At 59.0% G+C, this 12,589-nt stretch carries 10 protein-coding genes; 8 read left to right on the plus strand and 2 right to left on the minus strand.

Annotated elements, in window-relative coordinates; translation table 11 throughout:
• Positions 1-17: 17 nt before the first annotated feature.
• On the plus strand, positions 18-779 hold the full coding sequence (gene recO, locus IG168_RS11850) for a DNA repair protein RecO (protein ID WP_193164611.1): 762 nt from the start codon (positions 18-20) through the stop codon (positions 777-779).
• The gene (acpS, locus tag IG168_RS11855; protein ID WP_193164612.1) at positions 769-1,155 is read left to right on the plus strand and encodes a holo-ACP synthase; all 387 of its coding nucleotides are present in this window, start codon (positions 769-771) and stop codon (positions 1,153-1,155) included. Before recO ends, acpS begins: the two co-directional genes overlap by 11 nt.
• 13 nt (positions 1,156-1,168) lie before the next feature.
• On the opposite strand, the gene IG168_RS11860 is transcribed toward acpS, so the two are convergent.
• Positions 1,169-4,012, minus strand: a complete 2,844-nt coding sequence (locus tag IG168_RS11860) for a response regulator (protein ID WP_193164613.1) — start codon at positions 4,010-4,012, stop codon at positions 1,169-1,171.
• Positions 4,013-4,167: 155 nt separating this feature from the next.
• On the opposite strand from IG168_RS11860, the gene cysM reads away from it, so the two are divergent.
• The 3 genes from cysM to mazG all read left to right on the plus strand — a co-directional run bounded on the left by cysM (position 4,168) and on the right by mazG (position 8,205).
• Entirely contained in the window at positions 4,168-5,061 is an 894-nt protein-coding gene (cysM, locus tag IG168_RS11865) for a cysteine synthase CysM (RefSeq protein ID WP_193164614.1), read from the plus strand.
• 18 nt (positions 5,062-5,079) lie between these two features.
• Positions 5,080-7,326, plus strand: coding sequence for a GTP diphosphokinase (gene relA / locus IG168_RS11870; RefSeq protein WP_193164615.1), 2,247 nt, complete (start codon positions 5,080-5,082; stop codon positions 7,324-7,326).
• 63 nt (positions 7,327-7,389) lie between these two features.
• The gene (gene mazG, locus IG168_RS11875; protein WP_193164616.1) at positions 7,390-8,205 is read left to right on the plus strand and encodes a nucleoside triphosphate pyrophosphohydrolase; all 816 of its coding nucleotides are present in this window, start codon (positions 7,390-7,392) and stop codon (positions 8,203-8,205) included.
• A gap of 62 nt (positions 8,206-8,267) precedes the next feature.
• On the opposite strand, the gene IG168_RS11880 is transcribed toward mazG, so the two are convergent.
• Positions 8,268-9,263, minus strand: coding sequence for a 2-hydroxyacid dehydrogenase (locus IG168_RS11880; protein ID WP_193164617.1), 996 nt, complete (start codon positions 9,261-9,263; stop codon positions 8,268-8,270).
• A 357-nt stretch (positions 9,264-9,620) separates the two neighbouring features.
• Between IG168_RS11880 and adk the strand changes: the two genes are divergently transcribed.
• The 3 genes from adk (at position 9,621) to IG168_RS11895 (ending at position 12,480) form a co-directional block, all read left to right on the plus strand.
• Positions 9,621-10,274 carry an adenylate kinase gene (gene adk / locus IG168_RS11885; RefSeq protein ID WP_193164618.1) on the plus strand — a complete coding sequence of 218 codons (654 nt, stop codon included), beginning with the start codon at positions 9,621-9,623 and terminating at the stop codon, positions 10,272-10,274.
• Between the two features lie 139 nt (positions 10,275-10,413).
• Positions 10,414-11,415: a ferrochelatase gene (hemH, locus tag IG168_RS11890; RefSeq protein ID WP_193164619.1), complete on the plus strand. Its 1,002-nt coding sequence runs from the start codon at positions 10,414-10,416 to the stop codon at positions 11,413-11,415.
• Between the two features lie 300 nt (positions 11,416-11,715).
• Positions 11,716-12,480 carry a hypothetical protein gene (locus IG168_RS11895; RefSeq protein WP_193164620.1) on the plus strand — a complete coding sequence of 255 codons (765 nt, stop codon included), beginning with the start codon at positions 11,716-11,718 and terminating at the stop codon, positions 12,478-12,480.
• Positions 12,481-12,589: the final 109 nt, after the last annotated feature.

Genomic DNA, 12,589 nt, shown 5'->3' on the forward strand with positions numbered 1-12,589 from the left:
ACGCTGTCATCCTGACTATGACACAACCGCAAACTCCGCTGCAGCCCGCCTTTATCCTGCATTCGCGCCCCTTTCGCGATTCCAGCCTGATTCTGGAGTTGCTGACGCCGGAGTTCGGTCGGATCGGTTGCGTAGCGCGGGGAGCGCGGCGCGACAAGCAGCGGCGTCAGCAATCTCTGCAGCCCTTTGCCCCATTACTGGTCACGTTGATGGGGCGCGGCGACCTGAAAACACTCGGACCGGTGGAAAGTGCCGGCACCGCCCTGTGGTTGCGAGGCCGCGCTGTTTACGCGGGCCTTTACGCCAATGAATTACTGGTGCGCCTGTTGGCCGCCGGCGAAGCCCAGTACCGTCTATTTGTGCATTACCAGGTGTTGCTTGAGTCGCTGGCGGCACTGGATGGCGGCAGCGCAGAGCAGCTGGAAGCGCCGTTGCGTCGCTTTGAATTGCAGCTGCTGAGTGAGCTCGGGAGTTGCCCGCAGTTGAATTACTGTGCCCACAGCCAGGCTCCGGTGACCGCTTCAGCCAGCTACCGGTTGGAAAATGAATTCGGCTTTGTGCCGGTGTTGCGTACGGGGGGCGAGCGACCGTCGGCGGGGGAGTTTTCCGGTGCCGATCTGCTGGCCTTGGAGTGTGCGGTGGAGAGTGGTGAATTCGCACCGGCGCTGCTGGCGCCGGCCAAGCGGTTGACCCGATTGTTGCTGGCACCGCTGCTCGGCGACAGGCCGTTGCAGAGCCGGGAATTGTTCAGACAGGTATATTCAAATAATGATCGTTAGTATCGGCACGGATATCTGCAGTTATACCCGCATCGAGGCGGCCTGGCGCCGCTTCGGTGATCGCTTTGTCGAGCGCGTACTGTGCGCCGGGGAGAGGGAGGCGCTCGGCGTGCTCGCCATCCCCAATCGCGCCGCCTATCTGTGTAAGCGGTTCGCCGCCAAGGAGGCTCTGGGCAAGGCGCTGGGCACCGGTATTGGAGCGGGTATTTCCTGGCAGGATATCGAAGTGCGCCGCCGACCGGGGCAGGGCCCGCAAGTGCTGTTGTCCGGCGGGGCCCAATTGCGCGCTGAGCAGCTGGGTGTCGAGCGAATTCACCTGTCCCTTTCCGATGAAAAAGATTTTGCCCTGGCATTCGTGATTTTTGAGGGCGCGTGAAAACTCGCGGGACTCAATGCGTCGCCGCCGTCTCCGTCTCTTTCTCCAGCCCGAACAGGGCATCCAGGTTCTGTTCCGATGCCCATTCACGCAGCGCGCGAATTTCGCGAGCCGTATTGTCCACCAGCTTCTGATTGATGGTTGCCTCGTCGTTTTCCTGTAGGGGCCGCAGGTGCTCCTGCAGCTGCCCTGTCGTCTCGCGCAATCGCGGTACGCCACAGTAGCAGCAGCCCCCGTGCATCCGGTGTACGAGTTCAAACAAACCCTTGATATCGCCGAGTTTGCTCAAGCGGTGTAATTCCTGTTCGTCGGAAATCAGTCCCTTGATCAGCATCTGCAACATATCCCGAGCCAATTTGGCATCATTGTTACTGAGGCTCAGGCTCTCGCCGATATCGACGAGGCGCGGTCCCCGGGCTTCCCCGCTGCGCGGTACCACCGGGGCCAGGATTTTCATCCAGCGCTTGATCATATTGCTGAGCTGGGCCTCGCTGACCGGTTTGCTCAGATAGTCGTCCAGTCCCGCAGAGAGCAGGCGCGCTTTTTCCTCCGCGCCGGCGTGGGCGGTCAGGGCGATAATAGGGATTCGTCGGCCGCTTTCCTCGGCACGGATACAGCGGGTCGCTTCAATACCATCCATACCCGGCATCTGAATATCCATGAAAATCATGTCGAAGGCGTGTTCGCGCCACAACTGCAGCGCTTCCTCGCCGCTCGAGGCGACGGTGGCGTCAATGCCCTGTGCACGCAGCAGTTCACTCACCAGCAAACGGTTGGCCTGATGATCGTCCACGGCCAGAACACGGGGCGTGGATGACCAGGGCAGGGCGGGATGGGTGCCCGTTGGGCGCTGGTTCTGTTGCTGCGGCGCGGCGCGGCGCAGTGCGCGCAGGAGACCGTCGCGACTGATCGGTTTGGCGAGGAAAGTGATCACCCGGGTGCGCAACTGTTCGTAGCAGCGACGCAGTTCCACCGGTGAGCCCTGAACAATCACGCGGCACTGATAGGTATCCACCAGTTGCTGTACTGTGCCGATAAACTGGTCGAAGTCGCCATCGGCGATAGCGGTATCGATGATGACCGCGTCCGGTAGCGAGTCGTGGCGCCACATCTGCTCCACGGCAGGTTGCAAGGTGGATGTATCCGTGAGTTCTATCGGTTCCACCTGCCAGTATTTGAGCAGTTGCGCTACCTGCATGCGGGTCATGCGATTGGGGTCGGCGATCAGCAGGCGACACCCGGGGAAGCGCTCCGGAACCGGTACCGAGCGGTTGCGCTCGAGCAGAAGTGGCAGGTGAACCCAGAAAGTGGAACCGCCGCCGGCGGCTTCGTCGATGCCGATACTGCCACCCATGCGCTCGATCAGGCTGCGGGCAATGGCCAGTCCCAGGTCATTGCTGCTGATCTGGTGATTCTGGTGCTCGGCATCGCTCTCGAGCAGCTGTCGCAGTTCTCGCCGCGCCTGTTTATCCATCCGGTTGCCGAGGTCGGTGACACTGATGCGGATCAGCAGCTCGGAATCCTTACCACTCTGCACGCTCATGCGTACCGGGATATTGCCATCCGCGGAACTGCGTACCGCATTGCCCACCAGATTGGTGAGAATCTGCTTGATCCGCAGCGGATCGCCGACCAGGGTGCTCGGTAGCTGGGTATCGATCAGCGGCACCAGCTCCAGGCGGTGCTCGTAGGCAAAGGGGGCGAGGATCTGCAGTGTTTCTTCCAGTAGCTGGCCCAGGTTCATGGGGATGTGGTCCAGCACCAGGTTGCCGGACTCGATCCGCGAAAAATCCATGATGTCGTTGATGGTCGTCAGCAGGTTTTCCGAGGAGCGCAGTATCGTCTGCAGGTAGTCCTGCTGCAGTTCATCGAGCTCGGTTTTCAGCAGTAGGTTGGTAAAGCCGATGATGCCGTTCAGGGGCGTGCGAATTTCGTGGCTGGTGTTGGCGAGGAAATTGGATTTGACCCGGCTCGCTTCCAGGGCTTTCTTCCGCGCCAGATCCAGCTCGATATTCTGCTCTTCCATGCTGTCGAGCGACTGGTGCAGGTCCTCCATCGATTGCAGGAGGTTGGCCTTGTATTCCTGCTGGTAACTGGCGAGGTTTTCCGCGGCCTCGTTGATCTTCCGCGCGAGCCGGTTCAACTCGCGGTTTTCCGTATAAACGGCCCGCGTATCGAACCGCCCGTTTCCGAGGGCGGCAATCTTGTCGCCGAGGCGCGCGAGATTACGACCGAATTGTTCAGACAGATATACAGACCATACCAGTGCGGCCAGGGTACAGATAATCATCGCCAGCAACCCGACGAGCACCACCTGGTAAGTCCCGATGATGAAATAAGGGCGATGCATCTCGACCGTGATCCAGCAGTGGATCGGTAAGTCCCTGATCGGGTGTAATACCTGCAGACTGCCGTCCTTTTCAAAAATGAGCGTATCCTTGCCGCGCAGGAAATCGGCGGTGACCGACACGCGCGGCCGCGGCCCTACGCCGGCGAGCGTGCGCAGCCCGGTGGCTGGATCCAGATCCGGTCCCTCGGTCGAGTAGAGCTGCACCGAGCGCACCATGTCCTTTTCCAACATCAAGGTCAGCAGGCTCTGGTGCAGCCACTCGCTGCGCACCTCGTAGGGCTGGTCGCCACTGAGCTTGATCAGCTCGGCCAGTTGTTCCGCACTGGCCCGGCCGTGCGACAGCAGTAGCTGACGCCGGTCATTCATCTGCTGCAGGGTAAAGACCACGGCCAGCACCAGCGCCAGCACCAGCGCCGGCGCAAGGGTAAAGCGGAACAGGATCGCGCGGAGAGATCGCAGGCGGGGCGGCGAATCCGATGCCGACTCTGGAGACTGGGATACGGCCATAGGCGGAAGGTCTTATTCGACAGTGCTATTTTTGTCCGATTCTACTCCTCTCGGCAGCATATGCCACTAACCAATGGGAATATCGCCGAAGGTTCGCAGGGGGCTGTGCGGAGGTTAGAATGGCGCACCGATTTTTGTCACGATTTGGATCTGTTATGGAATACCCCACGATTGCCGACTGTGTGGGCAATACCCCGCTGGTGCGCCTGCAGCGCCTCGGCGGAGAGACCAGCAATACGATTCTGCTCAAGCTGGAGGGGAATAATCCGGCCGGTTCGGTCAAGGATCGCCCGGCTCTGTCGATGATCGGGCGCGCCGAGGCCCGCGGCCAGATAGCGCCGGGTGACACGTTGATAGAGGCCACCAGTGGCAATACCGGTATCGCCCTGGCGATGGCCGCGGCGATCAAGGGCTACCGCATGATCCTGATCATGCCTGAGAGCGCCACCGACGAGCGCAAGGCCGCTATGACCGCCTATGGTGCGGAACTGATCCTCGTCAGTGCCGAGCAGGGCATGGAAGGGGCGCGGGACCTGGCATTGCAAATGCAAGCGGAAGGTCGTGGGCTGGTGCTGGATCAGTTCGCTAACGGCGACAATCCGCGGGCGCATTTCGAGGGCACCGGCCCCGAAATCTGGCGCCAGACCGGTGGTGAAATCACCCATTTCGTGTCATCCATGGGTACAACCGGCACCATTATGGGCTGTGGCCGCTACCTGAAGTCACAGAACCCGGCAGTCCAAATTGTCGGCCTGCAGCCGACCGAGGGATCCAGCATCCCGGGGATTCGCCGCTGGCCCCAGGCCTATCTTCCGAGTATTTTCGTGCCCGAAGAGGTGGATCGGGTCATCGATATGGATCAGAGTGAGGCCGAAGAGACGGCCCGCCGGCTGGCGCGGGAGGAAGGCATTTTCTGCGGTGTATCCTCCGGTGGCGCCGTGGCCGGCGCGCTGCGCCTGTCCGCCGAAGTGGAGAACGCCACGATTGTCGCAATCATCTGTGATCGCGGCGACCGCTACCTGTCCTCCGGGCTGTTCAACCAACAATAAAAGCGCTCAGAAAACGCGATGGTACAAGTCAGAAAACATCACTCTGTCGGCCCGGATGGCGAACTGGATTTTGAATCCTGGCTTCGCCATATCCAGACGCTCGCGAATCTTGATGGTGGGGCGCTGGTAACCCTGCGCCGCGCCGCCGAGATGAGTGCTGAGGCAGAGAAGCAGGCCATCGCCGCGGAAAATATCTGGGCGGAGGGCGCCAGCAGTTTCGCCACCGGGCTGGAAATGGCCGAAATCCTCGGCGACCTGCAGATCGATAGCGATGCCCTGTGTGCCGCAGTGCTCTACCGTGCGGTGCGGGAAAAGCGCCTGCCCCTGAAAACTGTCGAGGACGAGTTTGGCAAAAAGATCGCCAAATTGATCCGCGGCGTGCTGCGCATGGCGGCAATTCGCAGCCGCACAGCCGATACCGGCGAGGAAAATGCCAGCGGCGCGGTGGAGGAGCACTCGGAAAATATCCGCCGGATGCTGGTAGCGCTGGTAGACGACGTGCGCGTGGCACTGATCAAACTCGCCGAGCGCACCTGCGCAATCCGCGCAGCCAAGAATGCCGAACCGGCCAAGCGCCGACGTGTAGCGCGGGAGGTGGCCGATGTCTATGCACCGCTCGCGCATCGACTGGGTATCGGTCATATCAAGTGGGAATTGGAAGACCTCTCATTCCGCTATCTCGAGCCCAGCGACTACAAACAGATCGCCCGGCTGCTGGATGAAAAGCGCCTGGCGCGGCAGAGCTATATCGATGAGGTGCTGGAGCTACTGCGCGGAGAACTGCAGCGCGCCGATATCGAAGGTGATGTCTACGGGCGGGCGAAGCACATCTACAGTATCTGGCGCAAAATGCGCCGCAAAAATATCGGATTCTCCCAAGTATATGATATCCGCGCGGTGCGTATTCTCGTGCCCACCGTGCGCGATTGCTACGCAGTGCTCGGAATCGTGCACAACCTGTGGCGCAATATCCCCAACGAGTTCGACGATTACATCGCCTCGCCCAAGGAAAACGGCTATCGCTCACTGCACACCGCAGTGATCGGCCCCGAACGCAAGGTACTGGAAGTACAGATCCGCACTTTCGCCATGCACGAAGAGGCGGAGTACGGCGTTTGCGCGCACTGGCGCTACAAGGGCACTGACCAGAAATCCGATGGCCAGGACAGTTACGAGCAGAAAATATCCTGGTTGCGGCAAGTACTCGACTGGCATGAAGAGGTCGGCGGCAACCCGCTGCAGGACGATCTGCAGTCGAGTGATGTGGATACCCGGATCTATGTGTTCACGCCCGATGGGCACGTTGTGGATCTTCCGCGCGGCGCCACGCCACTGGATTTTGCCTACCGGATCCATACGGAAATCGGGCATCGCTGTCGCGGCGCCAAAGTCGATGGGCGTATCGTGCCGCTGAACCACGAACTGCAGACCGCCAACCAGGTGGAAATTCTGACCGGCAAGCGTGAGGCCCCGAGTCGCGACTGGCTCTCCGCCGGCATGGGGTATATCACCACCTCGCGCGCCCGCGCCAAGATCATTCACTGGTTCAAGCAGCAGGCCCGCGACCAGAATATCGCTGACGGCCGCAGTATTCTCGACGGTGAATTCAAACAGTTGGCGCTGATCGATTTCGATTTTGAAAAGCTGGCGACCAAATTGAACATGCACAGCCTGGATGACCTCTATGCCGCGGTTGGCGCAGGCGATATTGGTGTGGGGCAGGTACTCAATGCCGCCCAGCGTATGGTCAAGGTGGACCGTGTGGAGCCGGTGCCATCACTCACTGCGTCGGTGGCCCGCGGCGAGGGCAAGGCCGATGTCTATATCGACGGCGTCGGCAATCTGATGACCCACATCGCCCGCTGCTGTAATCCGCTACCCGGTGACGACATCATGGGCTATATCACCCTGGGGCGCGGCGTGTCCATTCACCGTAAAGACTGCGCCAATATGCTGCGTATGCAGGCGGAAGAACACGAACGGGTGCTGAAAGTGGAGTGGGCGGAAAAGCCCAAGGAACTCTACGCAGTGGAGATCATGATCGAGGCTTACGACCGCCACGGCCTGCTGCGTGACATTACGACAATGCTCGACAGTCAGCGCATCAATATCACGGCAATGCAGACCAATTCGAATAAACACAAGCACACGGTGGAAATGGTTCTGACGGCCGAAGTACACAGTTTCGAGGAGCTCAGCCGGGTGCTCCACCGTATCAATCAGCTGCCCAACGTGGCTTCGGCCAAACGGCGGATATTGCACTGACAACCGCCTCATGCCAGGCCAGAACGCATTGGGGCAAAACCATGGAATCGATAGGAAGGGCTCGTGCAGGAAAAATACACGGTTGAGGATCTGCTCCATCTGATGGCGCAGCTGCGCAATCCCGAGGGGGGCTGTCCCTGGGATCTGAAGCAGAGTTTCGCCAGCATCGTTCCCTCGACCATTGAAGAGGCCTACGAGGTCGCGGAGGCAATCGAACAGGAGGATTTCGGACACCTGAACGAGGAACTCGGCGATCTGCTCTTCCAGGTAATTTTCTACGCCCAACTCGGCCGCGAGCAGGGGCATTTTGATTTTTCCGGCATTGTCGACACGCTTGTGCGCAAACTGCTGCGCCGCCACCCACACGTATTTCCCAGCGGTCAGCTCTACGGAGATAACCGCGGTGAAGCGATCGACGAGGCCCGGGTCAAGCAGAACTGGGAGACCATCAAAGAGGCCGAGCGCGGCGCCAAGGGCGAGCCCCGCGCGCTCGACGGGGTGGCCCTCGGTCTGCCGGGACTGACACGCGCCGCCAAGTTGCAAAAGCGTGCTGCGCGTGTCGGTTTCGACTGGCCGACGGTCGACGGTGTTCTCGTTAAAATCGAAGAGGAAATCGCCGAATTGCGTGAAGCCATTGCAGCTGGCGACAGTGACCACATGCGGGAAGAGCTTGGGGACCTGCTGTTTTCCTGCGTCAATGCCGCGCGGCACCTGAAAGTGGATCCGGAAAGCGCCCTGCGCGACTGCAATCGAAAATTTGAACGGCGTTTTAATACCGTGGAAGCGGCGCTCGGCGCCGAAGGGCGAAAGCCCGCGGACGCGTCGCTGGAAGAGCTCGACCGGCTGTGGGAGCGTGCCAAAAGCGCGGAGCCCCGTTAGGCGGAAGATCCCGGGCAGTTTCGGCAGTTCCAGTCGGAGTATTTCTCGATTTAAGTGGCCGTTCAGGGTGCGATCAGTTGGTTGCTGCACTCCCCGATAGTTTCAAATTCAGTCACATTTGCCAGTGTGGTTTTGGCGATATTGGTGATGGCCTCGCGAGTAAAGTACGCCTGGTGCCCGGTGATCAGCACGTTGTTAAACGTCAGCAGGCGCGCAAAGACATCGTCGCCGAGTACCGAGTCCGAGTAATCTTCGAAAAACAGGTCGTCCTCTTCCTCGTAAACATCCAGTCCCAGAAAGCCGATTTTTCCCGTCTTCAGTCCGCGGATGAGTGCCGCAGTATCGACCACGGCGCCACGCGACGTATTGATCAGGCAAATACCATCGCGCATCTCTGCGATGGCTTCGTCGTCTATCAGGTATTGAGTCTCGGGAAGCAGTGGGCAATGCAGTGAGATGATATCGGACTGGCGGCACAGGGTTGGCAGGTTCACATATTGCAACCCCAGTTCACGGCACTCCGGGCTCTCCACGGGATCTGTCCCGAGTAACCGGCAGCCGAAACCGTGCATAATCCGCGCGAATACTGTACCGATGGTTCCGGTGCCGACAATGCCGACGGTCTTGCCGTAGAGATCGAATCCCATCAACCCTTCGAGGGAAAAGTTGCCTTCGCGGATCCGCGCATGGGCCCGAATCAACCGCCGGATCAGGCACAGGATCATGCCGGTGGCATGCTCGGCGACCGCGTAGGGGGAATAGCCGGGAACATTGGCGACGGCGATACCGAGCTCATTGGCCGACGGGATATCCACGTGATTGAATCCGGCCGAGCGCAGCGCGATGAGCTGGGTCCCCTGCGCGCGCATTTTCTTGAGCAGTCCGCGGTCTACCGGGTCGTCGACAAAAATACAGATCGCCGGCGCGCCCTGGCTCAGCATCAGGGTTTCTTCATCCAGATGGGTGTCGAGATAGTGGAGTTCATGGTGATAGGCGCGGTTGAAGCGATCAAAATAGAGCTTGTCGTAGGGGCGGGCGTTGTAGATGGCAATTTTCATTGCGGGGGCCGTCTCCGATTCCTCAAAGTGGCCCCAAAAGCATAGCCCGCGAGGGTTGACTGGCGATTCCCGCAGCTCCGCATCAAGGACACGGAATGACCGAAACCTGATATCGGGTATTCAGTTCTTGAATGTACCCGGGATGACAGGCGGGGCGGTGGCCCCCTATCAACCGGCCGGCGCCGATTCTCAGGGCTCCGGCTTGATGACTCCCTAGAATGCTGTAGCGAAACGGGGCATACCGGCGTGGCCCCCGGGTGTTGGCGACCTTGCTCTGTTATGGGCCAGCGTGTAAGGTAGCGCTCTTTTGGCGCGGCGGGCATTGACGCGCCGGTATAATCTGGAGGCATTCTGACCATGCGAATTATTCTCTTGGGGGCGCCGGGAGCCGGCAAGGGCACTCAGGCTCAGTTCATTACAGAGAAGTTCGGCATTCCGCAGATCTCCACCGGTGACATGCTGCGTGCAGCGGTCAAGGCGGGTACCCCGCTGGGCCTGCAGGCCAAAGACGTTATGGCCGCTGGTCAATTGGTTTCCGATGACCTGATCATCGCTCTGGTCAAAGAGCGTATCGCACAGCCGGATTGCGCCAACGGATTCCTGTTTGACGGCTTCCCGCGCACCATTCCCCAGGCCCAGGCATTACTGGACGCCGACGTCGCCATTGATCACGTGCTGGAAATTGCGGTAGACGATGAGGAAATCGTCAAGCGCCTGTCCGGTCGCCGGGTACACGAGGGCTCCGGGCGCGTTTACCACGTCATTTACAATCCGCCGAAGCAGGAAGGCGTGGATGATGAAACCGGTGAGCCGCTGGTTCAGCGCAGTGACGACAGCGAGGAAACCGTTCGCAATCGTCTGTCTGTTTATCACGAACAGACTGAGCCGCTGGTAGGTTTTTACCGTGAGCTGGCGGGGCGCGCGCCGGAAACTGCACCGAAATACAGCCGCGTAGAGGGTGTCGGTTCCATGGAAGACATTCGCGAACAGGTCAATGCGGCGCTGACCTGATCCGATTCGGCGAAATTCGCGTAGAAAGGCTCCCTGACGGGGGCCTTTTTTGTATCCGGAAGGTGGCGCTAGGGCTTTAGCAGTCCGGACCGCAAGCAGTTACTATTGACCCGGCTTTCAATACGAAAGGAACTCATTCATGACAACCGCTATTATCCTGATGAACCTTGGCACGCCAGCCGAACCAACTGCCAAAGCTGTACGGGATTTTCTTTGCGATTTTCTGTCCGATCCCCGCGTAGTCGAAATTCCCCGCGCGGTGTGGCTGCCTATTCTGCACGGGCTGGTACTGCCATTGCGTCCGCGGCGTATTGCCCCGGCATATGAGTCGATTTGGAATGAGAGCGCTGACGGTGAGCCGGTGAAGGGATCGCCAATCCTTCACTATACCCGTCGGCAAGCGGAGCTGCTGCAAGCACATTTTTCACAGTCGCGCCCCGATGTGGTCGTGAGCTATGCGATGAGTTACGGTCGTCCAAGCCTGGAAACTGAGGTCGAACGGCTGCGCCGGGAGGGGTTCGAGTCATTTGTGGTTTTGCCGTTGTACCCACAGTACTCAGCAACCACGACGGGAGCGGTGTACGACCAGGTGGCGCAAATCTATCGCAGTAGCCGGGATATACCCGATATCACAATGGTGCACGATTATTACAAGCATCCGCTGTATATCCGTGCGCTGGCCAACTCGGTGCGCGAACTCTGGGAAAAGCAGGGCGCCGCAGAAAAATTACTTTTATCCTTCCATGGCATTCCCAAGGCAAACATCACCAAGGGCGACCCCTATTACCAGCAGTGCATGGAAACCGGGGCTCATCTGGCGGCGGAGCTCGAGCTCGATGAGAATCGCTGGCAGGTCAGCTTTCAGTCCCGCTTTGGCAAGGCCGAGTGGCTACAGCCCTATACCGATAAAACACTGATCGAATGGGGCAAAAATGGTGTGCGCAGTGTCGATGTCATCTGTCCGGCATTTTCCGCCGATTGCCTGGAAACACTCGAGGAAATCTCGGTAGAGAATCGCGCTAATTTTATCGATGCCGGCGGACAGGAGTACCGCTATATTCCCGCGCTGAACGCACGCGCCGACCATATAGATGCAATGGCTGCGGTTCTGGAAGATAAACTCCCGGCAAGACTGAAATAGCGCGCTTCAAAAGGGGGACTGTGTAAGCCTCTAGGAGCCAATTAAGGTAATTGTCAGGACAATTTTCAAAAAAAAGCACTTTTTTATTAAAAAAGCTTCCTTTTTTGTCCTTTTTTCTTGCAAAGCAGGTTTTTTTTATTAACTTTGATACAGTTGCATCGAATTAAACGATGTAGCTTGCTCTGAATTTACCAAAGGCTGCCTGACGGCGGCCTTTCTTCAGCAGCAAACCGGCAATATCGCCAACACACTTTTGAGCTTGCAGAGGTACTTCTTCTTACTCAGTAGAGGAGACAAGGGATGGCACGAGTAGCGAAAAAGAAAGCGCGGGCAAAGCGCGCTGCAAAACCAAAGGCACCGGCTGCAGTATCACCGGTAGTTACCAAAACGCAGAAAGCCGTGGATACGGCGACCAAGTCGCTGGATGCCCAGCTGGATCGCGTTGCCAAAGCGCGGGCGCGAGTGCAGAAGAGCAATACTGCCGCCGCCAAGAAGGCACTGACCAGCGCCAATGCCAAAGCGAAAGATTTACGCGCCAAGGTCGCCGCGGCAAAAGTCGATCTGGCGAAAGCCAAGGCGATGGACGCTGTGCGCCAGGCTGAAGAGGCGGCCAAGCAGAAGATTGCTGAAATGGCCGAGAAACTTGAGGCTCAACACGAGAAAGATCTAGCCAAAGCCAAGGCAGCATTTGAGTCTCGCTGGAAAAAGGCTCGCGCCAAAGTTCACAGCAAGAAATTGAAGGCGGCGGAGAAAAAGGCCCAGGCCAAAGTGAAGGCCGCAGCCAAGAAAGCTGCAGCTCAGGCAAAGGCCCTGGAGAAGAAAGCCGCGGCCAAAGCCAAGGCGGAGGCCAAAAAGGCAGCCAAGAAGGCCGCCAAAAAAGCGCCGAAGAAAAAGGCCGGTCGCCCGAAAAAGGCTGCAGCCAAAAAAGCGGCAGCCAAGACGGGAACAGCGAAGAAATCCGCCGGTCGTGGTCGGCCGAAAAAGGCTGTAACCAAGACAGTGGGTAAGAAGACGGCAGCCAAGAAAAAGGCTACCCGTCGCGGTCGCCCGCCCAAGAAGAAGTAAATCGGCGAAGTACGCCGATGAGACGGGCTCCACACGCGGGTGTGGAGCCCGTCGCTCAATCCCAGAAGCCCCGGCATTTGCCGGGGCTTCTGCTTTTCCGCTCGGTGCG

The sequence above is a fragment of the Microbulbifer hainanensis genome (genome assembly GCF_014904735.1).
GTDB classification, from domain to species: domain Bacteria; phylum Pseudomonadota; class Gammaproteobacteria; order Pseudomonadales; family Cellvibrionaceae; genus Microbulbifer; species Microbulbifer hainanensis.